The sequence below is a fragment of the Kitasatospora sp. NPDC036755 genome, assembly GCF_040636595.1.
In the GTDB taxonomy this organism is placed as follows: domain Bacteria; phylum Actinomycetota; class Actinomycetes; order Streptomycetales; family Streptomycetaceae; genus Kitasatospora.
This window is the reverse complement of record NZ_JBEZUT010000117.1, coordinates 1-24,267: the sequence shown is the minus strand read 5'-3', so window position 1 is coordinate 24,267 and position 24,267 is coordinate 1. Positions and strand designations below refer to the sequence as shown.

The 24,267-nt window shown below is 72.9% G+C and carries 24 protein-coding genes; 11 read left to right on the top strand and 13 right to left on the bottom strand.

The genetic code is table 11. The features are described 5' to 3' along the window. Positions 1-64: 64 nt before the first annotated feature. From AB0E96_RS19255 to AB0E96_RS19245, 3 genes are all read right to left on the bottom strand, one after another. Complete coding sequence (locus tag AB0E96_RS19255) at positions 65-484, bottom strand: SRPBCC family protein (RefSeq protein WP_359825011.1); 420 nt, start codon at positions 482-484, stop codon at positions 65-67. 55 nt (positions 485-539) lie between these two features. Continuing rightward, complete coding sequence (locus tag AB0E96_RS19250; protein WP_359825009.1) at positions 540-1,550, bottom strand: aldo/keto reductase; 1,011 nt, start codon at positions 1,548-1,550, stop codon at positions 540-542. A 185-nt stretch (positions 1,551-1,735) separates the two neighbouring features. Next, complete coding sequence (locus AB0E96_RS19245) at positions 1,736-3,304, bottom strand: alkaline phosphatase family protein (RefSeq protein WP_359825007.1); 1,569 nt, start codon at positions 3,302-3,304, stop codon at positions 1,736-1,738. Positions 3,305-3,513: 209 nt separating this feature from the next. On the opposite strand from AB0E96_RS19245, the gene AB0E96_RS19240 reads away from it, so the two are divergent. Beyond that, positions 3,514-4,296, top strand: coding sequence for a GntR family transcriptional regulator (locus AB0E96_RS19240; protein ID WP_359825004.1), 783 nt, complete (start codon positions 3,514-3,516; stop codon positions 4,294-4,296). Positions 4,297-4,540: 244 nt separating this feature from the next. Continuing rightward, entirely contained in the window at positions 4,541-5,554 is a 1,014-nt protein-coding gene (locus AB0E96_RS19235) for a helix-turn-helix domain-containing protein (protein ID WP_359825001.1), read from the top strand. A gap of 279 nt (positions 5,555-5,833) precedes the next feature. Here the strand turns inward: AB0E96_RS19235 and AB0E96_RS19230 are convergent, their stop codons facing one another. Together AB0E96_RS19230 and AB0E96_RS19225 are read right to left on the bottom strand one after the other, a co-directional pair. Further along, positions 5,834-6,877, bottom strand: a complete 1,044-nt coding sequence (locus AB0E96_RS19230; RefSeq protein ID WP_359824998.1) for a DUF4232 domain-containing protein — start codon at positions 6,875-6,877, stop codon at positions 5,834-5,836. Positions 6,878-6,985: 108 nt separating this feature from the next. Then, positions 6,986-7,381 carry an RICIN domain-containing protein gene (locus AB0E96_RS19225; RefSeq protein WP_359824996.1) on the bottom strand — a complete coding sequence of 132 codons (396 nt, stop codon included), beginning with the start codon at positions 7,379-7,381 and terminating at the stop codon, positions 6,986-6,988. Positions 7,382-7,830: 449 nt separating this feature from the next. Here AB0E96_RS19225 and guaD point away from each other — a divergent pair, with 449 nt between their 5' ends. The 5 genes from guaD (at position 7,831) to AB0E96_RS19200 (ending at position 14,447) form a co-directional block, all read left to right on the top strand. Further along, positions 7,831-9,222 carry a guanine deaminase gene (gene guaD, locus AB0E96_RS19220; RefSeq protein WP_359824994.1) on the top strand — a complete coding sequence of 464 codons (1,392 nt, stop codon included), beginning with the start codon at positions 7,831-7,833 and terminating at the stop codon, positions 9,220-9,222. Beyond that, positions 9,219-10,145 (top strand): hypothetical protein, encoded by a 927-nt coding sequence (locus AB0E96_RS19215; protein WP_359824992.1) that lies wholly within the window; start codon positions 9,219-9,221, stop codon positions 10,143-10,145. Before guaD ends, AB0E96_RS19215 begins: the two co-directional genes overlap by 4 nt. Before the next feature lie 114 nt (positions 10,146-10,259). Next, positions 10,260-11,177, top strand: coding sequence for a hypothetical protein (locus AB0E96_RS19210; protein ID WP_359824989.1), 918 nt, complete (start codon positions 10,260-10,262; stop codon positions 11,175-11,177). Between the two features lie 7 nt (positions 11,178-11,184). Further along, entirely contained in the window at positions 11,185-12,114 is a 930-nt protein-coding gene (locus tag AB0E96_RS19205) for a hypothetical protein (protein WP_359824987.1), read from the top strand. A 344-nt stretch (positions 12,115-12,458) separates the two neighbouring features. After that, entirely contained in the window at positions 12,459-14,447 is a 1,989-nt protein-coding gene (locus AB0E96_RS19200; protein WP_359824985.1) for a DUF4157 domain-containing protein, read from the top strand. Positions 14,448-14,617: 170 nt separating this feature from the next. Here the strand turns inward: AB0E96_RS19200 and AB0E96_RS19195 are convergent, their stop codons facing one another. The 3 genes from AB0E96_RS19195 to AB0E96_RS19185 form a co-directional block, all read right to left on the bottom strand. Next, on the bottom strand, positions 14,618-15,136 hold the full coding sequence (locus AB0E96_RS19195; protein WP_359824983.1) for a DUF6879 family protein: 519 nt from the start codon (positions 15,134-15,136) through the stop codon (positions 14,618-14,620). A 332-nt stretch (positions 15,137-15,468) separates the two neighbouring features. Further along, the gene (locus AB0E96_RS19190; protein WP_359824980.1) at positions 15,469-15,723 is read right to left on the bottom strand and encodes a hypothetical protein; all 255 of its coding nucleotides are present in this window, start codon (positions 15,721-15,723) and stop codon (positions 15,469-15,471) included. After that, a complete protein-coding gene (locus tag AB0E96_RS19185; RefSeq protein ID WP_359824978.1) occupies positions 15,723-16,085 on the bottom strand; it encodes an ATP-binding protein in 363 nt (120 codons plus the stop codon). Before AB0E96_RS19185 ends, AB0E96_RS19190 begins: the two co-directional genes overlap by 1 nt. Positions 16,086-16,339: 254 nt before the next feature. On the opposite strand from AB0E96_RS19185, the gene AB0E96_RS19180 reads away from it, so the two are divergent. Then, positions 16,340-17,188, top strand: coding sequence for a helix-turn-helix transcriptional regulator (locus AB0E96_RS19180; RefSeq protein ID WP_359824975.1), 849 nt, complete (start codon positions 16,340-16,342; stop codon positions 17,186-17,188). A 10-nt stretch (positions 17,189-17,198) separates the two neighbouring features. After that, on the top strand, positions 17,199-17,390 hold the full coding sequence (locus AB0E96_RS19175; protein ID WP_359824972.1) for a DUF397 domain-containing protein: 192 nt from the start codon (positions 17,199-17,201) through the stop codon (positions 17,388-17,390). A gap of 71 nt (positions 17,391-17,461) precedes the next feature. Here AB0E96_RS19175 and AB0E96_RS19170 read toward each other — a convergent pair whose 3' ends face one another. From AB0E96_RS19170 to AB0E96_RS19150, 5 genes are all read right to left on the bottom strand, one after another. Then, positions 17,462-18,472 carry an aldo/keto reductase gene (locus AB0E96_RS19170; RefSeq protein ID WP_359824970.1) on the bottom strand — a complete coding sequence of 337 codons (1,011 nt, stop codon included), beginning with the start codon at positions 18,470-18,472 and terminating at the stop codon, positions 17,462-17,464. 125 nt (positions 18,473-18,597) lie between these two features. Continuing rightward, entirely contained in the window at positions 18,598-18,951 is a 354-nt protein-coding gene (locus AB0E96_RS19165) for a transcriptional regulator (protein ID WP_359824967.1), read from the bottom strand. Then, positions 18,948-19,619: a hypothetical protein gene (locus AB0E96_RS19160; RefSeq protein WP_359824965.1), complete on the bottom strand. Its 672-nt coding sequence runs from the start codon at positions 19,617-19,619 to the stop codon at positions 18,948-18,950. Before AB0E96_RS19160 ends, AB0E96_RS19165 begins: the two co-directional genes overlap by 4 nt. A gap of 126 nt (positions 19,620-19,745) precedes the next feature. Further along, complete coding sequence (locus AB0E96_RS19155; protein WP_359824963.1) at positions 19,746-19,892, bottom strand: hypothetical protein; 147 nt, start codon at positions 19,890-19,892, stop codon at positions 19,746-19,748. Positions 19,893-19,933: 41 nt separating this feature from the next. Then, positions 19,934-21,028, bottom strand: coding sequence for an alpha/beta hydrolase (locus tag AB0E96_RS19150; RefSeq protein WP_359824961.1), 1,095 nt, complete (start codon positions 21,026-21,028; stop codon positions 19,934-19,936). A 296-nt stretch (positions 21,029-21,324) separates the two neighbouring features. Here AB0E96_RS19150 and AB0E96_RS19145 point away from each other — a divergent pair, with 296 nt between their 5' ends. Further along, a complete protein-coding gene (locus tag AB0E96_RS19145; RefSeq protein ID WP_359824958.1) occupies positions 21,325-21,717 on the top strand; it encodes a recombinase family protein in 393 nt (130 codons plus the stop codon). Positions 21,718-21,959: 242 nt separating this feature from the next. Next, positions 21,960-24,267 (top strand): AAA family ATPase (locus tag AB0E96_RS19140; RefSeq protein WP_359824955.1); only part of this gene is annotated, 2,308 nt, incomplete at its 3' end.

Here is a 24,267-nt window from a genome sequence, read left to right as displayed (position 1 = left end):
CGGTGCGGACACCCGATCCCCGGGGTGTCCGCACCGCCGCGGCGCCGGCGTGCGGGGGCCTCGCTCAGCCGGCGAGGGTCGCGTTCAGGGCGTCGAGGCCGTCGGCGTAGATGCCGGTGAACAGGTCGACGACCTGCTGCTCGGTGGCGCCCTTCGGGTTGAAGCGGCCGGACCACTGGACCTCGGCGGCGTCGGGGCGGCCGGGGACGGCGTGGACGCGGATGGTGGAGACGTAGCCGTCGACCGGGAAGGGGGCCTGGAGGATGGCGTAGCTGTAGTGCCGCTCGGTCTCGTTGAAGTCGACGAGGCGCTCGACGATGACCTCGCCCTCGGGGTTCTTCAGGCTGCGGACGCGGCCGCCCTCGGAGGCGACGCTCTCGGGGATGTAGGGCAGCCAGTCGGGCAGGGCGTCGAAGCCGCCGACGAGGGCCCAGACCTTCTCGGGGGTGGCGGGGACGATGCGGCTGACGGAGGTGGAGGCCATGGTCGTTTCTCCTGTGTACTGCGGTGGGGGTGGTGTACGGGGGCGGTACGGGCGGTCAGGCGCCGGCGGGCAGCGGGGCGGCCGGGCTGACGAGGCCGGCGGCGCGCAGCTCCTGCCAGAACGCGGCGGGGACGCTCTCGTTCAGGGCGGCGACGTCCTCGGCGATGCGGCTGGGCCTGGTGGCGCCGGGGACGGCGGCGGCGGCCACCGGGTGGGCGAGGGAGAACTGCAGGGCGGCGGCCTTGATGGAGACGCCGTGCTTGGCGGTCAGGGCCTTGAGGCGGGAGACCTTGTCCAGGATGTGCTGCGGGGCGGCCTGGTACTCGAAGTGGGCGCCGCCGGCCAGGACGCCGGAGCTGTAGGGGCCGCCGACGACCATGTCGACGCCCTGCTCCTGGGCCATGGGCAGCAGGCGCTGGAGGGCGTGGTCGTGGTCGAGGAGGGTGTAGCGGCCGGCGAGCAGGAAGCCGTCGGGCCGCGGCTCGTCGAGGGCGAGGGTGAGCTCGATCGGCTCGGTCTTGTTGACGCCCAGGCCCCAGGCCTTGATGACGCCCTCGCCGCGCAGGCGGGACAGGACACGGAAGGCGCCGGTGCGGGCCTCCTCGAACTTGGCGAGCCACTGGTCGCCGTGGAAGTCCTGGGCGATGTCGTGGACCCAGACGATGTCCAGGCGGTCGGTGCCCAGGCGCTTGAGGCTGTCCTCGATGGAGCGCTCGGTGGCCTCGGCGGTCCACTCGTGGAGCATCTTGTTGGGGTTGCCGTGCTCGAAGAGGCCGCCCTTCTCGCCGAGGTCGCGGTCGCCCTCCTCCAGCTCGTCGAGGATGACGCGGCCGACCTTGGTGGACAGCACGTACTCGTCGCGCGGCTTGGCGGACAGCACCTCGCCCAGGCGGGTCTCGGACAGGCCCGCGCCGTAGAACGGGGCGGTGTCGAAGTAGCGCACGCCCTGCTCCCAGGCGGCCTCGACGGTGGCGGCGGCCTCCGTGTCGGGGATCGCGCGGAACATGTTGCCCAGGGGGGCGGTGCCGAAGCCGAGCTTGCCGGGGAGGATGTTCTTGAGGGACATGTCAGTGCCTTTGCGGAGCGGGCGGGCGCCTGGGGGGAGGGGGCCCGCCGGGGGTTGCGCACCCACCGAGCGATTGGTGCATGCGCGCCTTACATGCAGGAACAATAGTTGCGTGCGCTGGGTAATGCAAGGGGTGGCCCGCCCGAACCCGCGGGCGGGCCACCGTCGGATCCGTGCCGCGCGGGTCAGGAGGCGGTGAAGGCGACCTGGTCGACGGTCCAGAAGGCGCTGTTGGTGCCGGTGTAGCGGAACTGGAAGCGGGCGGTGGTGGCGCCGGCGGGGACGGTGACGGGGAGGTTCTCGACGGTGTTGAGGTCGCTGCGGTAGGACTTCACCAGCTGCGGGGCGCCGTTGTCGAAGACCACGTAGACGTCGCCGGTCTGCGGCCCGTCGACCTTGTAGTCGGTCGCGAAGGACAGCACGCCGCGGCTCGCGCCGGCCACCGGGTAGGCCGGGCCGACCAGGGTGGAGTCGAACTGGCCGGCGCCGTGCGCCTTGTCGTCCCACTCGTCGGAGTCGGCGACGGCGAACACGTTGCGGGCGCGCACGTTGGTCTCGCGGGACTGGGCGAGCTGGGCGGCGGTCCAGAACTCGTCGGTGGCGAAGGTCCAGCCGCGCCACTCGGTGACGCCGCCGGAGGGCATGCGGGAGTTGTCGATGCTCCAGCCGGCCGGCGGGGTGTGGGTCCAGCCCTTGACGCCGGCCGGGATGCCGCTCTCGTCGGCGCGGGCCTGCAGGCTCGGGCGCAGCGCGTCGAAGGCGTCGGGGACGATCTCGTCGATGGGGCGGCCGTCGAGCTTCCAGGCGGGGTCGACGGGGGCGCCCTCGTGCTTGAGGACGGTGGGGGCGATGTCGACGGGCTTGACGTCGTAGCGGTGCGAGCCGGGGGTGTAGCCGGCGCCGTCGGCGATCAGGAAGGTCTGGCGCTCGTTGGCGCTGTTGCCGCCGTGGCCGCCGGCGTCGGTGTGGCCGTGGTCGGTGGTGACGATGACCAGCCAGTCCTCGGAGGCGTACGCGGGGCGGGACTTGACGGCCTGGAGGACCTGGCCGACGAGGGTGTCGGCGCTGTGGAGGGCGGCCGCGTACTCGGGGCTGGTGCCGCCGTGGTTGTGGCCGGCCTCGTCGACCTGGTCGAAGTGGAGGAAGGTGGTGTCGGGGTTGCCGTGGGAGAGGAAGTCGACGGCGTCGGCGGCGGTCTTGGTGTCGTTCTCGCCCTCCTGGAGGCGCAGGTCGGCGCGGCCGTTGAAGACGTTGCCGGCGATGGGGTTCCAGGAGCCGATCACCAGGGTGGAGGTGGCGGGGTCAGCGTTCTCCAGGCGGGTGGCGAAGTCGGGGTAGAGGTCGAAGCGGGAGCCGGTGAAGGCGTTGTCCTTGACCTGGTGCTTGTCGGGCCACACGCCGGTGGCGATGGTCGACCAGCCGGGGCCGGAGAGGGTGGGGGCGAGCGGGTTGGCGTAGAGGTTGCTGGTGGCGGTCATGCCGCCGGCCATCAGGGCCTTGAGGGTGGGGGCGTCGGCGGTGAGCAGCTTGTCGTAGCGGGTGCCGTCGACGCCGATGACCAGGGTCTTGGCGCGCTTGGTGCCGTTCGGCAGGCCCCGGTACGGGCCGTCCGCCGCGGCGCCGGCCGTGGTGGCGGCGGTGGCGGAGGAGGCCGTGGCGGACAGCGGGATCAGCGCGGCGACGGTGGTGGCGACCGTGACGGCGGCCAGGGCGGCGGTGCGGGCGGAGCGGGAGGTGGGGCGGGAGGTGCGCAACGGAGGACTCCCAACGGATCGTCAGTGCGGTGCGGTGGCACCGGGAGTGAGGATGGGTCGGGCGGGCGAGGGCGGCGCCTCGGCGAGTCCACGGTTGTATGAACAACCGCCGAAAATTCGGTCCAGACCCGTTACTCTTCCGTGATCATCGACCCTGTGGGCCGTACGGGCGCCCGCGGGGCCCGCGGGGCGGTCGATAGGCTTGGGCGGTGAGCCACCCCACCCCCCGGACCGTCCCCGAGCCCGCCCGCGCCGGTGTCCCCGAGCACGGCCGGGTGCCCAAGTACTACCTGGTCAAGGCCCGCCTGGAGGAGCTGATCGCCGAGCTGGGCGCGGGCGGGCGGCTGCCCACCGAGGCCGATCTGGCGCAGCGCCACGGCGTCGCCCGGGCCACCGTGCGCCAGGCGCTGCGCGATCTGCTGCTGGAGGGCCGGCTGCGCCGGCAGGGCCGGGGCACGGTGGTGGCCGGTCCGAAGATCGAGCAGCCGCTGTCCCTGAGCAGCTACACCGAGGGCGTCTCGCGCCAGGGCCTGCGCCCCGGGCGCACCCTGATCGCCCTGGACCGGCTGCCCGCCGACGCGGCGATGGCCCGGCTCCTGGAGGTCCCCGAGGGCGAGCCGCTGTGGCACCTGGAGCGGGTGCTGCGCGCGGACGAGGAGCGCGTGGGGCTGGAGTCCACGTACGTGCCGGTCGCCCGGGTGCCCGCGCTGGATCGGGACTTCGACCCCGAGGGGTCCTTCTACGGGTACCTGCGCGAGCAGGGGGTGGGCATCGGCGCCGCCGACGAGCGGATCGAGACGGTGCTGGCCACCCCGCGCGAGGCGCTGCTGGTCGGCACCCCGCCGGCGCTGCCGATGCTGCTGCTGCACCGCCGCAGTCTGGACGGCGCGGGGCGTCCGCTGGAGCAGGTGCGCACCCTCTACCGCGGCGACCGGTTCTGCTTCACCCTCGCCCTCGGCGCCCCTAACGCGGACCGGGCCGGCGGGAACTGACGCCGCCGCCCCCGGACCGGCCCCGGTACCGCCCCGAGCCGCTCCCGGGCCCGCCGCCCCCGGACCGGCCCGAGCCCGCCCCGGGCCTCCGCCCCGGGCCTCCGCCCGGGGCCCCGGGCGGAGGCCGCCCGCCCCGACCTTGTAGGTTGCGGTGTCACCGAACGCAAGGTGCCGGTGACGCCGGGTGGGGAGGGGAGCCCGACCGGGCGGGAAGGGGACGGACCCCGGAAGGAAAGGGCGGACAGTGGCCACGAGCACGGAGAGCGTGTTCCGCAGCGACGGCGTACCCGTGAAGGAACGGTTCGACTGCTGGCGGGAGCTGGTCGGCCGCACCCGGGACAGCGAGGTGACCAGCGACCACCGCGACGACTTCCGGGCGGAGATGCGGCGCCTGGAGCTCGGGCCGGTGACCCTCCTGCGGACCTCCTTCCCGCCGACCCGCTTCCAGCGCACCGCGCGGCGGGTGCGCCGCTCGGACCTCGGGGTGTTCCACCTGACCCTGCTGCTCGACGGAGGCTTCGCCCTGAGCCGCGACACCGGGCCCACCGAGACCTTCGTCCCCGGCAACCTCCACATGCTCGACAGCTCCCACCCGTTCGACCTGCGGGCCTTCGGCACCCGCGCCGGCCAGGCCCCGGCGGAGCGCCGGATCGAAGCCGTCGGCGTCGACTTCCCCACCGACCTGCTGCCGCTGCCGCCGCACCGGGTGCAGGAGCTGCTGGGCCGCGGCTTCTCCTCCCGGGAGGGCAGCTGCGCGCTGCTGGCGGACTTCCTCGTCGGCCTCGACCGGCAGGCCGCCGTCCTGGGCCCGGTCGAGACCCCGCGCCTGGGCGGCGTCGTGGTCGACCTGGTGGCCGCCTGGCTCGCCCGGGAGCTGGACGCCGAGGCCGCCGTGCCCGACGACACCCGCCGGCGGGCCCTGGTGGAGAACGTCCGGGCCTTCGTGGCGCGCAACCTGCACGACCCGGAGCTGACGCCCGCCGTGATCGCGGCCGCCCACCACATCTCCGTCAGCTACCTGCACCGCCTGTTCGGCCGGGAGTCCGGCGGCGAGACCGTCGCCGCCTTCGTCCGCCGCCGCCGGCTGGAGCGCGCCCACCGCGAGCTGGCCGACCCCGCGCTGCGCGACCTGCCCGTCCACGCCGTCGCCGCCCGCTGCGGCCTGCCCCGCGCCGCCGAGTTCAGCCGCGCCTTCAAGGCCGCGTACGGCCTCTCCCCCCGCGAGCACCGGCTGCGCTCCTCGTACCGGCGGGGCTGAGGGCGCGCGAACCCCGCACCGCGAGCACCCGGCGCGCAGGAACGGGCGGGAAGGCCCCACCTGTGCACGCAGTGCCAAGAACTGTCGACTCGGTGCCAACACGGCGGGGGCCTTCTCCTGACATCCTCCACGAGGGACACCGCGCAGCGGAACACTGATTCCGTTCCCGCGCCGGCGGTCCGGCACGCCACGGGGGAGCGCGCCGGACCGCCGGTCCCGTTCCCCGGGGCCGCGGCCGGCCGGCGGGCGGGCCGGAAAGGGCGGACTCCCCCGCGGCCGTCACGGGCGCGCGGTCGACCCGTCCTGCGTCCGTGTGTCCTCCCGCGTCCAGGCGCCGGCGCCGAGGCGTCCGGTGGTGCCGAGGTCGAGTTCCGGGACGACCATCACGGGGGCCGCGCCGGGCGTGGCGCGCACCCGCACGTAGGGGGCGTTCTGCGGGGTGCCGGCCTCGGTGGTGTTGCGCCAGGCCAGGACGGCGCGGGCGCCCTCCCCCGGGCGCAGGTCGAAGGTCTGCGGCGGGTCGTCGGCGCCGGTGCCGGTGCCGGTGGCGATCTCGGCGCCGCCGCGCAGGATCCGCACCCCGTCGAGGGGCTGGTGGTCGACGTCGAGCGGCTGCACCTGCGGGTAGCCGTCGAGGACGACGGTGGCGGTGCCGCAGTTGCGCAGGTGCAGGCCGACCGCGCGCAGGCCCATCGCGGCGCTGCCCTCGTCGGCGTACAGCCGCAGGCCCGAGGGCGGGCAGGGGCCGCCGGCGCCGGGGGCCTCGGCGGTGGGCACGCTGCGGACCTTGAGGAGCTCCGGCTTGAGCGGGCGGATGCCGGGCCGGTTCAGGGTGGGCGCGCCGGGGCGGGAGCCCGACCCGGTGGCGCCGGGCCCGCCCAGCTCGATCCGCCCCTTCTCGGTGGCGCCGGGGGCGAGCGCGGTGACGGTGCGGGTGAGGTTGCCTCCCCCGCTCCCGGGACTGCCGAACACCGCCGCTCCCCCGTCCGGGTCGGGCCCGTCGAACACCACGGTGTAGTCGTACGGCTCGGCGTGCGGGTTGGTGACCTCGTACGCGAAGCACGTCGGGCCGACGGCGGTGATCCGCGCCCCGCCCTGGGCGAGCTCGGCCGGCTGCGGCGCGCCGCCGGGCGCGGTGGGCAGCGCGGTCCCGCACGGGGCGGGGCTGCCGGAGGCGCCGCCCGCGCCGCCCGGAGCGCCGCCGGAGGCCGCGGTCGTCGCGGAGCCGCAGCCCGCGACCAGCAGCACGGCGGCGGTGGCGGCGGTGGCGGCCGTGAGGTGGCGGCCCGTCAGCGGTGGGCGGGGCGTGGAGGGCTGGCGCATCGGGCGAGTCGATCACGCCCGCCGCCGGACGGCAGTGAGCTGCGCCACTTCGTGGGCAACAGGCCTGCCACGGTCCACGCCCCGCCGGAAGCCGCTCCGGACCGCTTCTCAGTCGTCGTCGCGGCTCTGGAAGTACCACTGCTGGGGCTTGGCCCCGGTGTAGTTGGCCAGCTTCACCGCGTCGCCGTCCTTGCCGCCGGTCAGGTACAGGGCCCTGCCGTCGCCGACCGCCGCGACCTTGAAGCGGCCCTGGTTCTCCAGTGACACGTCCCAGTCCGCGGGGTTGTCGCTCAGGATGGCGTTGTCGCCGTCGACGGCCAGGTACCGGCCCGTGCCGACGTTGCGGATGGTGTTGTACTCCCCGTTCTCCTCCACGTTCCAGTACTGGTTGTCGAGCTCGCGCTCCTTCTGCCCGACGACCTTGTCGCCCGAGGTGGGCGCGGTCAGGACCTGGGTGAGGTATCCGACGCACTTGATGCTGTAGATACCGGGCTTGATGTCCATGCGACCTCCATGGTCGGTTTATCGCGATTGGCGCCTGAATCCGGACGTGATGTCCGGTGGTCACGATAGGCCAGGCAGATCACGTTCGACGGCTTACCGATACGCCATTGGAATTGCCTTCTCCGGAATGGATCGTGACCGAAGTGCTCCATTGCTGGTCACCGCAGGTGTACGTGCGCGAACGGAAGCCGCGACCACGCTCACCCGTTGCGGCGAGGCCGGGCGCGTCGGTCGTCGGCGGGCCGCCGATCCCGGTCGCACCGGAGACCACCCGAGCGGTGGAGCCCGGCGCGCAGCGCCCGTGGGCCCCCGCGAGACTGGGAGCGCGGTCGCCCCGCCACCCATCGGTCCGTACACGTCCGGCCCAGTGCCCCCCGCGCGGAGCCCCGGGGGTCCGGCGGCCCCGACGCACCTCGCGACCGCCTCGACCTCCTTGGGAGTGAGCCCCCATGCGAACCTCTGCTTCTCCGCCCGGGGATCTGACGGCCGTCCGGGGCGGCCTCGTCTGGTTCCGTGACGACCCGTTCCTGACCTCCGACGAGGAGGCGCTCGTCCACGTGAAGGACGGGCTGCTGGTCTGCGAGAACGGGAAGATCGTCGCGGCCGGTCCCTACGGCGACCTCGTGCGCGACCTCCCGGACGACGTGAAGGTCGTGCAGTACCGCGACAAGCTGATCCTGCCCGGGCTCGTCAGCTGCCACGTCCATTACGTGCAGACGCGGATTATCGCCGCCTATGGAAAACAGCTGCTGGATTGGCTCGATCACCACATTTATCCGGAGGAGAAGCGTTTTTCCGACGCCGATTACGCCCGGGCCGTCGCCGCCCTGTTCTGTGACGAACTGCTGCGCAACGGCACGACGACGGCCATGGTCAACTGCGCCACCTACCCGCGGTCGGTCGACGCGCTGTTCGCGGAGAGCGTCGGCCGCGGGATGCGGCTCGCGGCCGGCAAGGTGCTGATGGACCGCGAGGCGCCGTCCGCCCTGCTGGACGCCTCCCCCCAGGTGGCCTACGAGCAGTCCGCGGAACTGATCGAACGGTGGCACGGGGTCGGCCGCAGCATCTACGCGGTCACCCCGCGGTTCGCGGTCGCCTGCACGCCCGAGATGCTGCGCACCGCCTCGAAGCTCTGGCGGGACCACCCCGGCACGCTCCTGCAGACCCACCTGGCGGAGAACAGGAACGAGGTGAAGAAGGTCCACCAGCTGTTCCCGAAGTGCAAGGACTACGTCGACGTCTACGAGCGGCACGGCCTGCTCGGCCCCGGAGCGGTCTTCGCGCACGCCGTGCACCTGTCCAAGCGCGAGTGGAAACGCCTGTACAGGACCGGCAGCGGCACCGCGCACTGCCCGACGTCGAACCTCTTCCTGGGCTCCGGCCTGTTCCGCATGAAGCGTGCGACCAATCCGCGCCGGCGGGCGCTGGTCGGACTGGGCTCCGACGTCGGCGGCGGCACCAGCCTCTCCCTGCTCCAGACCGCGAGCGAGGCGTACAAGGTCGGCGCCCTGCGCGGGTTCCCGATGAACGGGGTCAAGCTGTTCTACCTGGCGACCACCGGTTCGGCGGCGGCGATGCGCCTCGACCACCTCGTCGGATCGCTGGAACCGGGGCACGAGGCCGACTTCATCGTCCTCGACCCCACCGCCACCCCGCTGCTGGCCGCACGCACCTCCAACACCAAGACCATCCACGACCTCCTGTTCACCCTCGCGATGATGGGGGACGACCGCACCGTCCTGGCCACCTACCTCAACGGCCGGCTCGCGCACGACCGGGACGATCCGTCGGCCCCCTCCCGTACCTGCTGGTCCGGACCGGCGGAGGTGAGGACGGGATGAGCACCAGCCTGAAGCAACTGCGGTGGGCCGCCTACGACACCGAATGGTCGAAGGACGCCGACGTCCCCTCCGCCTACTCGGCCTTCGCCCCCGCCATCGAGGCGTACAAGGGCCTGCTGTACTGCCTCCACCAGGACACGGCCAACAACACCGGCCTCTGGTGGAACATCTACGACAAGGAGACCGGACAGTGGAGGGGCGAGGCGGGCGCCTACGACCCCAACGGGAAACGCCTGCGCACGTACGGCGCACCCGCGGTGACCCACGCCAACGACTACCTGTACTGCGTGAACCACGTCTCCAACGCCGACCCCGGCCTGTGGTGGTCCCGCTACAACACCGAGGTCTCCGGGACCAGATGGTCCGAGCAGAAACTGGTGGTGGACCCCGACGGACGCGACGTCCGGACGGCGGTTTCCCCCGCCGTCACCGTCTACGACGGCCTCCTCTACTGCGTGCACGAGAAGACCGGCCGCCTGCACTGGCTCACCCACGACACCGCCCGGCAGGCCTGGAGCTCCGACGAGCCCGTCCCCGGCGACGTCCCGGTCACGCGGGCGCCGGCCGTCGACCGGTTCAAGGACCTCCTGCACTGCGTGCACGACCGCGGCGGCGACGAACTGTACTGGATCACCTACGACAGCAAGACCCAGCAGTGGAGCGACGACCGGCTCATGGTGGACGAGGACGGGAAACCGGTCCTCACCCCGTACGCGCCCGCCGTCGCCCGGTACAACGACTACCTGTACTGCGTCTACTGCACGGACGAGGCATCCGAGTTCGGCAGCGGGCTCTGGTGGACCCGGCGGTACGACGTCGGCGGGCCCTGGAGCAGGCCGCAGCGCATCCCCTACGTCGTCTCCTCCCCCGGCGCCGACATCACGGCCTACCACGGCCCGCTGTACTGCGTGCACCGCGGCTGAGACGGACCGCCCGGAACCCCGGGCAGGTCGGCCCACGAAGAATCCACGAAGCCGGAGCCGGAGCCGGGACGGCACCCGTCCACCGGAGCGCCGGCCCACCGGAGGTGAACGAGAGTGAACGCCGTCAACAAGGAACTGCGATGGGTCGCCTACGACACGGACTGGTCGAAGGACCTGGAGATCCCCCTCGCCTTCTCGCCCTTCGCACCCGCCGTCGAGGCGTACAAGGGCCTGCTGTACTGCCTCCACCAGGACACCGTGAGCAACCCCGAACTGTGGTGGGACGTCCGCGACAAGGACACCGAACAGTGGCGCGGTGACCAGGCCGTCGTCGACGTCTCCGGGAACCGCCTGCCCTGCTACGGCGCACCCGCGGTGACCCACGCCAACGACTTCCTCTACTGCGTGCACCACCGCGCCCAGGGCGACACCCGACTGTGGTGGACCCGCTACAACACCGAGGGCTCCGAGGCCGGTTGGTCCGCCCAGCAACCGGTGAAGGACGACCGGGGAGACGAGGTCCGCTCGACGAACCCGGCCGCCGTCACCGTCTACGACGGCCTGCTCTACTGCGTGCACGACGACAACGGCAGCCTGCGGTGGATCACCTACGACACCGCCAAGGAGGCCTGGAGCATCGACCAGCCGGTCCCCGGCGGCATCCAGACGGCGCGGGCGCCCGCCGTCGACCGCTTCAAGGACCACCTGTACTGCGTGCACGACCGCGGCGGCGACGACCTGTACTGCATCACCTACGACAGCAAGACCCGCGAATGGGGCACCGACCAGCCCATGGTGGACGGGAGCGGGAAACCGATCCGCACCTCCTACGCCCCCGCCGTCACCCGGTACAACGACTACCTGTACTGCGTCTTCTACGTGGGCGAGGACACCGGCGGCCAGCTCTGGTGGACCCGGTACAACGTCGGCGGGCCCTGGAGCACCCCGAAGCGCATCCCCTACGTCATCTCCTCCCCCGGGGCCGACATCACGGCCTACGAGGGCCCGCTGTACTGCGCGCACCGGGGGTGAGCGCGAGATGAGGAGAACCGTCGACCGGGAACTGCGGTGGATCGTCCTCGAGAACGGCGGCTGGTCGCAGGACCGGCCGGTCCCCGGCGGCGCCTCCTCGCCCGCCGGCCCCGGCACCGAGGCGTACAAGGGCCTGCTGTACAGCCTCCGCACGGGCGCCCCCGACCTGCCCGTCCTGTGGTACGACTTCCACGACAAGGACTACGCGCAGTGGTACGTCGACCGCCCCGCCAACAGCACCGACGGCAAGCACACCCACGCGTACGGCGCGCCCGCGGTGACGCACGCCAACGACTACCTGTACTGCGTGCACCACCGCACCCACGACGACCGCCGCCTGTGGTGGACCCGCTTCAACACCGAGGGCCCCGAGGTCGGTTGGTCCCCGCAGCGGCCGGTGACGGACCACCGCGGGGTCGAGGTCCGCTCGACGCACCCGGCCGCGGTCACCGTCTACGACGGCCTGCTCTACTGCGTGCACGTCCACGACGGCCTGCTGCTGTGGATCACCCACGACACCGCAACGAAGACCTGGGGCGTCCTCCAGGCGCACCCGGGCGACATCCGGTCCGTGCGGAGGGCCGCCGTCGACACGTTCAAGGACCACCTGTACTGCGTGCACGACCGCGGCGGCGACGACCTGTACTGGACCGTCTACGACAGCAAGACCCAGACGTGGAGCTACGACCACCAGCTCGTCGACTGGAACGGCAACCCCGTCCGCACCAAACACGCGCCCGCCCTCGCCCACTACAACGACTACCTGTACTGCGTCTACTACGCGGGCCAGGACTCCGGGAACGGCAGGCTCTGGTGGACCCGCTTCGACCGCAGCCCGGGCTGGAGCCCGCCGCAGGCGGTCCCCGGCGCCGTCTCCTCCCCCGGCTTCGACATCGCGCCCTACGGAGGCGCCCTGTACTGCGTGCACCGGGCCTGAGCCGGGCAGGGGCGGAGCGGGCCGCGATTGTGCCGCCCGGGCACCCGGAATCGGCCCCTGGTCGGCCCGTTTCGCCCTTCCCCCACGGCGGTTCGTCCGGCAGGGTCTCGTTCCCAGGCGGTGCACGAGACCTCGTTCGAACGGAATCCTCCATGCGGCACACCACGGAGTCCCCACGTCACGCCGGCGCCGAGCACGAACACGCCCAGCCGCGCAGCCCCGTTCGAAGTCCCGGCGCGCGCCCGGCCGACTCGACAGCCGTGGCCACCGGGCGCGGCAGGCCCCTGCGTGCGGGCTCGCCGGGCGCCCTGCAACGAACGGTCGGGAACGCGGCCGTCACACGGATGATCGAACGCGAACGGGCGGGCACCGGCCAGGACCGCCCCGGCGCCGCGCCCGCTGTCGGACCCGACACCGTACGGGAGGCCGCGAGGACGGCCGGGCGCGGCGGCAGCCGACTGCCGGACGGCCTGCGCACGACCATGGAGGAGGCGTTCGGCACCCCGCTCGACCACGTCAGGGTCTCGGTCGACGGGCCGGCCGCCGCGAGCATCGGCGCCACCGCGTACACCGTCGGCAGCGACATCGTCGTCCAGAGCGCGAGCGTCCTGCGCGACGTCGAGACGATGGCGCACGAGATCCACCACACCACCCAGCACGGCGCCCCTTCCGGTCTCAGCGACCCCCACGACCGGTGGGAACGCGAGGCGGCCGACGTCGGCGCCCGGGTCGCCCGCGGCCTCGACGTCCGGCACCGCGCCGGGGACGGCGAGGAGCAGCCCGGCGGCGGCGTCCACCGTGCGGCGGTCCAGCGCCGCGTGGGCTTCGAGTTCGAGTCGCAGTGGCGCATGCGCGACCACAGCGGGGGCCTGACCGAGGAGGACGAGCGGCGGCACCTGGCCGAGATCGCGGACCGCGACGACGCCCGCGGCACCCAGGTGCTGGCGACGATCGCCGAACGGCGGTACCACCCCCAACTCCTGGACGCCACCGAACAGGACGTGCCCGCGCAGGAGTTGAAGGAAAGATGGCTCGCCCCCGTACCCGGGGGCGAGCCCAACCAGTACCTGTTCACCGACGAGGGCCGGGCGCGGCTCGAACGGCTGCGGCAGGAGGAGCCCGCTCACCACGACAAGCTCATGGACGACGTGGTGCTCCCGCTGCTCAGGAGGAAGCTGATCCGGGAGGATCCCGTCCCCGGCCGCGAGGTCCCCAAGATGGGCAGCGTCGGCGGCGGCAAGAACTACCGCCTCACCTCGGACGTCAGCCCGACGGGCGGCTCGGGCCTGGAATGGGTGACCGATCCGCTGAGCACCCGGGACGAGGTCAAGGAGGTGATGACCACGATCACCCGGGTCTCGGCCGCCCTGGACGCCCGGAGCGGCGAGGAGTCCTTCCCGCTCGACAGCGTCCGGGTCCCGGGCTTCCGGGGGGACCCGGGGATCATGATCTTCCCGCTGCGCGGCGTGCTCCTCTACGAGCCGCAGATGACCGGCGGATTCAAGCTCGGCGAACTGCCCAGGCTGCTGGAGTACCTCCAGCAGCCGGAGGGGACGCCCGGCTTCTTCGGGCGGCCCGCCCACGAGCGGCGCAAGGAGGCCGGCCGGGACCTGCACACGGCCACCCTCAGGACGGCCAACGCCATCCGCGCGGCGGCCGAGGAACAGGCCCGGGAACTCCCGCCGGAGAGCACCGGGGGCGCGTCGACGAGCGAACTGGCCGGCCTGGTCGCCCTGCTCGGCAGCTACCTGTCCTACGGCTCCGGTCTGGAGGTCAACGGGAACTCGAAGTCGATCGCGGGCGGCCTGATGTCCCGGACCTCCTTCGCGCACAACTTCACGCTGCTGCCCCGCCCGCTGCGGTCGTACTTCCGCGAGGACCCGGGCAGGTTCGTCGCGTTCGTCCTCAAGGCGGCGGGCCTCCCGCAGGACGGGAACGACCCGCTGTACTCCCAGCCCGTCGAGCACGGGGAGGCCGGCCACCGCGAGAAGAGGCAGATCCCGCTGACCCGCGCCCAGTGGCTCAAGGGCATACCGGTCGGCAACGACCTGCTGCGGAACTACAAGCACCTGCACGAGGCGGAGAAGGCCCAGGTCGGCGAACGCAAGGACGACTGGGAGCACATCCACGGCTCGCTCGGCGCACTGGGCTCGGTGGACGACCGGGTGGGCAAGCGCGGCCAGGAGGAACTCGCCCTGGTCGCCGAACTGCGCCGGATGAAGGCCGATCTCCCCACGGCCGAGCTCAAGCCCCTCGCCCTCGCCGCCTACGACCTGATCCAGCGCCTGAACGAGGGGAAGTCCCTCGACTACAGGAAGAAGAGGCCTCGGTAGCCGCAGTGACACCCGCACCGAGCAACGCCGCCGCGCACGGCCGGCGCGGGAAGTCGGCCCGTCCGACTTCCCGCGCGGCATCCCGGTGGATCCCGCCGAGCCGGTCGGCGGGATCCTGGCGGGCACGCTGGACACTTGAGGACGCCGGGACAGCCACGGGCGGTGGTCGATCAGGCGGGACGGTACTTTGCGTACGGCGTCGCCCGCTCCCAGGCGGCCTCGTAGGCCGTCAGATACCGCCTGGCCAGCTCCGGATCGGTCCGGACCTCCATGCCGGCCTCGGCCCACTGCCCGTTCCCGGTGAAGTGGTGCAGGATCACCACCTCGTCGTCCATCACCCAGCCGTCCAGACCGGGCAGGAGGAGGTCACCGGCGCGGGAACGCGGCAGCCACCGCACCTCCTCCCCTGCCGCGACGTTCGAGAACGTCACGTCGTACTCGTACCGGATGTAGTCGGTCACCGGCTCGGACACGACACGCAGGCGACGCATCGCGACCCCGCGGCCCGTCGCCTCGGCCACCACGTCGAGCCACGACCGCCACCAGGACTCGCGGTCCGCCGGATCGAGCCGTTTGCCCTGCTGCCAGGCGATGAACCCGGGGTCATCCAGCATGTAGCTGTCGCGCATCTCCAGATGCGCCGCCGAGCGCCGCGCCTTGGCCAACTGCTCACGAACCGCCGTTGCCACCGTCGTTGACCTCACTGTCCGGCCGGGGAATGAACTGGATCATGTCGGCGGGCAGCCGGAGCACGCCCTGAGGGTGGCCTCGTCGGCCCACCTTTCGTACCGGGTGGATTCCATGCGGTTCCACGACCTTGGCCCCGCGTGGGAAGGGGCGTCAAGGGCGTGAAGGAAGCAGTGCCGCGGCCCCCGGCGCGCATGGACGGCGGCGGGGGGCGGCGGGGTGGGGGCGGTGGGTCAGGCGTCCTCGTCGGGCGGGGTCGTGCGCAGGGCGGTGACGACGCCCAGGGCGACGGTCGCGAAGGCGAGGGCGAGGAGGACGGCGAAGGCCGTCCCGATCAGGAGTCGCACGGGATCTCGCGTTCGGCGTCGAGGAGCAGGACGAGGAGGTTGAGGAGGGTCGAGGCCGGCGCCGTGTTGAAGCGGACGAGGACGCGGCCGTCGAGGGTCTTGTCGGTGGTGGCGGAGGGGAAGAGGAGGCCGAACCGGCGGCCGCGCTCCTGGACTTCGGCGAGGAGGGTGCGGATGTGGTCGTCGGTGTAGTGCCGGATCCGGGGGTCGGTCGGCAGCATGAGGGGGCGGCGGCGGGGCATCAGGCGGCACCGTCCAGCTCGAACCAGACGGACTTGGCGCGCTCGTGGGGGTCGACGCCCCAGCGGTGGGTGAGCCCGGCGACGAGCTGCAGGCCGCGACCGGACTCGGCGAGCAGGGACAGCGGCGGGGTGGCGGGGAGGATCGGGCTCTCGTCGGTGACGGAGACCCGCAGGGAGCCGTCGACGGAGACGATCTCGACCAGCGGGGCGGGGGTGTCCGCGTGGCGCCAGGCGTTGACGAGGAGCTCGACGAGGGCGAGCTGCGCGTCGGAGATGACGGACGGGGACCAGCCGACGCGGGTCATCGTGGTGTGGAGGGTGTGGCGCGCGATGGCGAGGGTGGGCGTGTTGAGGTGACGCATGGGAGTTCTCCCGAGGCGTGAGTGAGGGGGAACCGGCGGAACATGTGTCGCCGTGAGCCAGGCCGGTGGAGAAGGACGTGGCTGCTCTGCGGTGCTTGCTAGCAGGCGTTACTGACGATCCGTCGGATCGATGTGGGAACGACGATACTCCATCGGAATCACATGTGATCCCAAGTTCGGATAGATTCATCCTCAAGTGGACCCCGTGCGCAGCAGCGCGGCAGACTTGGGGCACACCGGCAAGGAAGGGACCAATGCCGCCACGAGTCAACCCGACGCTTCGTCAACGCCGTATCGGAACCGAGCTTCGGAAGATGCGCGAGGCCGCCGGGCTGTCAACGTCCAACCTGAGCAGAGCCCTCGGTATCGACAGGACTCAGGTCAGCCAGATAGAGGCGGCCAAGGTCGGCGTGAGTCCGGAGCGGCTTCGCTCCTTCGCCGCCGCCTGCAAGTGCATGAACGAACCCTTGATCGATGCGCTGGAATCAGTGATCCAGGATCGCTCCAAGGGCTGGTGGGAGGAGTACCGAGGTACGGTCCCGGATGGAATCCTGGAAAACGCAGAGCTGGAGAAGACCTCTCGCGGATTCATGTTGTGGGTCCTCACCCACATGCCTGGTATCTGCCAGACCCTCAGCTACGCCTCTTCCGTGTTCGGACGCGTAGTCCCGCCACTTCCCCGCCATGAACTGGAGATCCGTACGGCGTTCAGGATGCAACGCAAGGCCGACCTGCGCCGCGATCCGAAGCCGGTGACCTTCTTCATCTACGAATCCGTGCTATGGACGCGGTTCGGTGGCACTCAGATCCTCAAGGAGCAACTTGCCTCGCTGCTCGATGACTCCGAGTTGCCCTGGATGACCATCCGTGTGGTGCCATTCGACGTCGAGACTTTCCCTGGAGCTGTCGAAATCCTCACCTACGCGTTCGGCGCCCTCCCTGAGCTTGACACCGTCGAACGGGAGTCTTCTCACAGCACCGAATACCTCGACGCCGTCAGCGAGCTGACCAGCTACCGACACATCTTCGGCCGCATCGAATCGGTCGCTCTAAGCGAGATCCATTCTCGCGATCTGATCCGCAAGATCGCACGAACCCTGTGAAGGACTCAAAATGACCGACTCCGACTGGCAGAAATCCTCCTTCAGCGGCAATGCCGAGAACTGCGTGGAGGTCCGCGCGGTCGCCGGGGCGGTCGAACTCCGTGAGTCCGACGAAGCCCACCTCATCCTCCGCACCACCCCCACCACCCTCGCCGCACTCCTCCACGGCATCAAAGCCGGCGAGTTCGACCACCACGCCTGACAGCCCCCACCCTTTCCGTGCGCGGGAAGTCGGCCCGCCCGACTTCCCGCGCACGGAAGGGGTAGCCCGGACTACCGGGAGCCGGCCGCAGGGCGCGACTTGTAAAAAGACTCCTCCAGGTACGCGACTTCGTGCGGCTGGTAGGGCTCCTCCAGGTAGGCAACCTCGTCCTCGTCCAGTTCCACGCCCACCGCGGCGACCGCCTCGGCCAGTTGGGCCGGCTTGGTGACCCCGACGACGGGCGAGGTCACCACCGGGTTGCGCATGACCCAGGCCAGGGCGACCTGGGCCGGGGACAGACCCCGCCTGCCCGCGATCTCGTGGACGCGCTCGGCCACGGCCTGGTCCCCGTCGCGGTAGAGGATCCTGCCGCCCTCGTCGGTCTCGGCACGCACCGTGACGGTGTCCCGGACCCGCGTCAGCCTGCCCCGCGCCAGCGGACTCCACGGGATCACGCCGATGCCCTGGTCCGCGCAGAGCGGGAACATCTCCCGCTCCGCTTCCCGGTGGATGAGGTTGTAGTGGTCCTGCATCGACACGAACCGGGTCCAGCCGTTCAGGTCGGCCAGGTACAGGGCCTTGGTGAACTGCCAGGCGTACATGGAGGAGGCCCCGATGTAGCGGACCTTCCCGGACTTGACCGCGTCGTGCAGCGCCTCGAGGGTTTCCTCGATCGGGGTGTCGTAGTCCCAGCGGTGGATCTGGTACAGGTCGATGTAGTCGGTCCCCAGCCGTTTCAGGGAGGCGTCGAGTTCGGCGAAGATCGCCTTGCGGGACAGCCCGGCGCCGTTGGGGCCGGGGCGCATCCGCATCCAGACCTTCGTGGCGAGAACGACCTCCTCGCGCCGGGTGAAGTCCTTGACGGCCTGGCCGACGATCTCCTCGCTGCTCCCGGCGCTGTACCCATTGGCCGTATCAAGGAAGTTGACGCCGCTCTCGAGCGCCTGCTTGATGATGTCCCGGCTGGCGTCCACGCCCAGCGACCAGGGCTCGCCGCCCCGGTCCGGCTCCCCGAAGCTCATGCAGCCGAGGGTGATGGCGGAGACTTCCAGCCCGGTCGTTCCGAGCTTGATGTAGCGCATGTTTCCGAATCTAGGATGTGGAGTGCGCTCCAACGCAAGTTCGGAAGCAGGGGGCAGTCACGCCCGACGGTGCGCTCCTCTGCGAAGTGAGAGCGCGCGACGACGGTGACCGGAGTGGGCCGGGGTCAGCCCGGGGCGGGGGCGGCCGCGGGGCCGGGGTCGATGCCTCCATCAGCGCCTTCGAGCTGGTGGATGAGGGCCTTGAGTGCCGTGATCTCGTCACCGAGGGCCTTCTTTCCGGCCTTGGTGAGCTGGATCCAGGTGCGGGCCCGTTTGCCCTCGTAGCCCTTGTCGATCGTGACCAGGCCGGCCTTCTCCAGGACCGCGAGGTGCTGGGAGAGGTTCCCGGCGGTGAGCCCGAGCGTGCCGCGCAGGAACGTGAACTCCACCTGCCGGGCCTCCTTGGTCACCGCGAGGATGCCCAGGCGGACCCTCTGGTGCACGACGTCGTCGAGGCCGCTGGTGGGGTGCTCGCTCATGCCACCGCCCGTCCGTTGGCCCCCTTGGCCCGCTGCAGCAGGACGAGGCCGAGGCCGCCGAGCAGCAGCACGCCGCTCTCCAGCAGGATGTGCGGGAAGCCGCCCCACGGGGAGGGGTCGGGGAGGTCGCCGACGCTGAGCATGGAGGCAAGATACCCGCAGGCGACGGCCAGCAGCAGCCAGCTGCGTTCGATCCGGGCGAGCAGCAGCAGGGCCAGGCCGATCGTGCCGGCCGGGCTCACCACGGGGTTGTCGAGGACCGGGGCGAGGGGCGACGGCTCGTGGACACCGGCGAAGGAGTCCGGGTCCAGTGCCCGCCACGCCACGTAGCCGGTGATGAGCACGACCAGGGCGATGCCCAGCCCCAGGTACGGCCCGATCCTGGTGCCGAGGCCGAGGCGGGTGGAGCGCCGTACGTAGAACCAGCTGATCGCGGCGTAGGCGAGCAGTAGCGCCACCGGCCAGTACCACATGGCCGGCGGCAGCCCGCCGTTGCGGTCGCCCTGGCCGTAGCGGACGACCGGGGCGGCGCCGAGGCGCACGGCGGCGAAGACGAGGAGGGCGAACCAGGCGCCGCGCTGCTCGCGGTGGATGCGGCGGGCCAGGGCCTGCCGCATCGCCAGGAGGTCGCGGGGGTCGTTCGAGGACGGGGTGGAGTGTGTCGTCACGCCCACAAGGTTTGCATGACAAACCGATTGCGTCCAGAGACCTGTTGTGAATCCAGTGGAAAGCACCCGCGCCGAACACCCCCTCACCAAGCTCGCGTTGACGTGGCATCAAGGACGTACGGCCGCCTACACCGCTCCCCCGAGCCGCTGGTAGAGCACGTGCCGGGACCGCCGGGTGCGGCTCACCAGCCCGGCCCGGTGGAGCATCTGCAGGTGGTACGAGGCCGTGGTGACGGGCGGCCGGTGACGGGCGTCTCGCGGCTTCTCCCCCACGAAGCCGCGAGACGACTCGTCCGGGCCCGCCGGCCCCCCGGTCAGAGGCGGTCGGCGTCCAGGACGGCCCGGACGAAGGCCTCGGGCGCCTCCTGGGGGACGTTGTGGCCGACCTCGGGCAGGGCGCGGTGGAGGTAGGGCCCGGTGAAGAGGTCACGGTAGGCGGACCCGTCGCCGGGAGCGGTGAACGGGTCGCGGCCGGGGTCGAGGGTGACGGTCGGCACGGCGACCCTCGGGCGGGCCGCGAGCCGGCGCTCCAGCTGGTCGTAGCGGCGTTCGCCGTCGGCCAGGCCGAGGCGCCAGCGGTAGTTGTGGATGACGATCGCCGCGTAGTCGGGGTTGTCGAAGGCGGCGGCGGTGCGTTCGAAGATAGCGTCATCGAAGGCCCAGGTCGGCGAGACCTGCTGCCAGACCAGCCGGCACAGTTCGCGGCGCTTGTCCCGGTTCTCCATGGCCGCGCGGCCGCGCTCGGTGGCGAAGTAGAACTGGTACCACCAGGTGTGCTCGGCGGCGGGGGCCAGCGGCTCCTTCTGCATCTCGACGTCGGTGACGAGGTAGCCGCTGACCGAGACGAGGGCCTTGACCCGTTCGGGCCACAGCGCGGCGATGATGTCGGCGGTGCGCGAGCCCCAGTCGAAGCCGGCCAGCACCGCCCGCCGGATGCCCAGCGCGTCCATCAGGGCGAGGACGTCCAGGGCGACCGCGGACTGCTGGGCGTTGCGCACCGTGCGGCCGGACAGGAAGCGGGTGCTGCCGTGGCCGCGCAGGTAGGGGACGACCACGCGGTAGCCCCGGGCGGCGAGCAGCGGGGCGACGTCGACGTAGCTGTGGATGTCGTACGGCCAGCCGTGCAGGCAGATGACGGCGGGGCCGTCGGCCGGGCCGTCCTCGGCGTAGCCGACGTCGAGGAGGCCGGCGCGGACCCGGGCCAGGCGGGCGAAGCCGGTCCGGGCGGCGGCACCGACGGCCCCGGCCCCGGCCACGGCGGCGGGGACACCGGGGGCGGGGGCCGACCCGGCCGGTACGGGGGTTCCGGCCGGTGCGGCCCCCGCGGCCTGGGGCAGGGCGGCCAGGGACAGCGCGGTGGTGCCCGCGCCGAGGCCGACGGCCGTGGTGAAGGTGCGCCTGTCGATCATTACGGTTCCTCCGTCGTCGCGAACGTGCCGTTCAGGCCGATGGGTTGACAGGCCGTCAACGCCCGGGGCGGCCGCCGCGTGCCGCGAGGGGCGCCCGGGACGGCCGCGCACACGGGTGATGCCAGGGGCCCGCCGGGGCCCACGGGACCGGCGGAGGCCCCGGCGCAGCCGTCCCGGCGCCCGCACGATTGGGTGGCGACCCCCATTGATCCCCCACTGTTCACCGGGGCCTGCTGGAGTGGACGGGTTCTCCCCCACCCCGTCGCACTCCTCACCGAACAGGTCAGGTGAACGACATGACCGACCGCCCCCTGCCGCCGCCCCGCCGCCGACCGGCCCGGCCCGCGCTGTACCTGCGCTGCTTCCCCGCCGACGCGGCGGGGCTGGAGTACCAGCGCGCGGTGCTGGAGCGCCTGGCCCGCCGGCACGGCCTGCCGCTGCCGGCCGCGTTCCTGGACGACGGGGTGCGCTCCGGTGACCGGCTCCCCGCCCTGGAGCGGCTGCTGGAGCGGGTGGGGCAGGGCTGGGTGGACGTGGTGCTGGTGCCGGGGCCGTTCGTCTTCTCGCTGGACGACCGCAGTGCCCGGGCCACCGTGCGCCGGCTGGAGGCGCTGGGCTGCACGGTGCTCGAACTGCCCGGCCGGGACGTGCCGCCGCTCCCGCTGCCGGTGCCCGCCGGCGCCGCCTGAGACCCCGGGCCCCGGGCACCGCCCGAGGCACCGCCTCAGGTCCCGCCGCAGGTCCCGCCGCAGGTCCCGCCCGAGGCACCGCCTCAGGTCCCGCCCGGGGCACCGCCGCAGGTCCCGCCCGGGCCCCGCCCCGCAGCGCGTGCCCCGGCGGGCACCGCCGTCGGCCGTCACGGCATGATGGGGCCCATGGCCTTCGCAACCCTCCTCGGCGAGCGCCGCGCACCCGAACCAGCCGGACGCTCGTGACCCGGCCCGTCGAGCCGGGAACGCCCGGCGCCGGTTTCGCGTTCGTCGGCCGCCGCCCCGAACTGGACCGCCTCACCGAGGCGATGCTCCACCCGCCCGCCGTGGTACTGGTCGAGGGCGAGGCCGGGATCGGCAAGTCCCGCCTGGTGGCGGAGGCGGCGGCGGGCGCCGCCGCCGCGGGCCGCCGGGTGCTGACGGGCTTCTGCCACCCGCTGCGCGAGCCGCTGGCCTTCGGCCCGGTGGTGGACGCGCTGCGCGGCGTCGGCCCGTTCCTGCCGCCGGCCGACCGCATCCCGGCCAGTGCCGGGGCGCTGCGCCCGCTGCTGCCCGACCTGGCCGACCGGCTGCCGCCGCTGCCCGCGGCGGCCGGTGAGGGGCCGCCGGGGCTGCGGCTGCTGGTGCAGGCGGTGCGCGCGCTGCTGGGCGCGCTCGGCGAGACGGTGCTGGTCGTGGAGGACCTGCACTGGGTGGACGACGCCACCCGGGAGCTGCTCCTGCTGCTGGCCCGGGACGTGCCGGCGGGGCTGGCGCTGGTGCTCACCTACCGGGCCGAGGACCTGCCGCCGGACACCCCCGTGCTGGGCGCGGCCTACCGGCGCCCGGCCGGGGTGGGCGGGGCGCTGGTGCGGCTGTCGCCGCTGGCCGAGGCCGAGGTGGACGAGCTGGCCCGGGCGGCGCTCGGCCCTCGGGCGACGGCGGCGCTGACCCGGGTGCTGTTCGACCGCAGCGAGGGCCTGCCGCTGGTGGCCGAGGAGGACCTGATCACGCTGGGCGAGCGGCGCGGTGCCGGGGCGCTGACCAACGCCGCGGACCTGGCCGCCGACCTGGAGCAGTCCGAGGTGCCGCGCGGTCTGCGCGACGCCGTCACCGAGCGGCTGGCGGCGCTGTCCCCGGACGCGGCCGCGATCGCCTCGGCGGCCGCGGTGCTCGGCGTGGCGGCCGGGGAGGAGCTGCTGGCCGCCGTGGCGGGCCTGGAGGCGCAGGCGGCGGCGGACGGCCTGACCGAGGCGCTGCGGGCGGCGGTGCTCAGCGAGCGGCCGCTGGCGCGTTACGGGTTCCGGCACGTGCTGGCGCAGCAGGTGGCGTACCGGCGGCTGCCGGGGCCGCGGCGCGGGGCCCTGCACCGGCGGGCGGTGGCGGCGCTGGGCGCGCGGGAGCCGCGGCCGCTGGTGCAGATCGCCCACCACACGCTGGCGCTGGGCGACCGGGCGGCCTGGCAGGAGGTGGCGCAGGCGGCGGCGGACCAGGCGGTGGCGCTCGGGGACAGCGGCAGCGCGGGCGCGCTGCTGCGCCGGCTGCTGGACGAGCCGGACCTCGATCCGCGCCGGCGCGGGCGGGCCGCGCTGGCGCTGGCGCGGATCGCGGCCGACGGGGTGGACTCGGTGGCCAGTGCGGCGACGCTGACGACGATCATCGCCGACCCGCGGCTGCCGGTGCCCGACCGCGGTGAGATCCGGCTGTCGCTGGGGTTCCTGATGGCCGTGCACGGCGGGAACCGGGCGGGTTTCGACCGGATCGAGGAGTCGCTGGAGGAGTTGGAGCAGCGCCCGGACCGGGCGGCCCGGGCGATGGTGGCGCTGGCCATGAACGAGCGCGACGGCGCGGGCGAGCGTGCCTGGGGGTGGCTGGAGCGGGCGGAGCGGACGCTGGCGGCGGACCCGGACGAGGAGGTCGCGGCCGCGGTGCGGGCCACCCGGCTGACCTTCCTGGCGCGCGAGGGCGACCCGTCGGTGTGGGAGCGGCTGGAGGCGCTGCCGCGCGGCTCGGAGAGCCCGGAGATCGTCCGGCAGACCACCCGGGCGCTGTACAACGTGGGTGAGATCTCCGTCGAGCTGGGCCACGACCGGCGGGCGGCGCGGCTGTTGGAGGAGAGCCGGCTGCTGGCCCGTCGGGCGGCGATCCCGTACCTGGAGTGCTACAGCCGGATCGCGCTGGTGCGGCTGGACGGCCTGGCCGGGCGCTGGGAGGGGCTGGAGGAGCGGCTGGCGGCGCTGGGCGCGGAGTTCCCGGACCTCGCGATGGCCGGGATCGAGCAGGCCCTGCTGCTGGGCCGGCTGTCGGCGGCGCGCGGTCAACTCGCGGCCGCGCACGCCCACTTCGCGGAGGCGGGCCCGTACGGGGAGCGGGAGTCGCAGGTGACCGGGGTGCTGCGGGTGGCGGCCGGGTCGGCGGCGCTGCTGCTGGCCGAGGGGGAGGTCGCGCGGGCGGCGGCGACGCTGGAGCCGGCGCTGGCGGCGCTGCGGGAGGCGGGCGCCTGGCCGCGGTCGGCCGAGTTGCTGCCGGTGGCGGTCGAGGTGCTGCTGG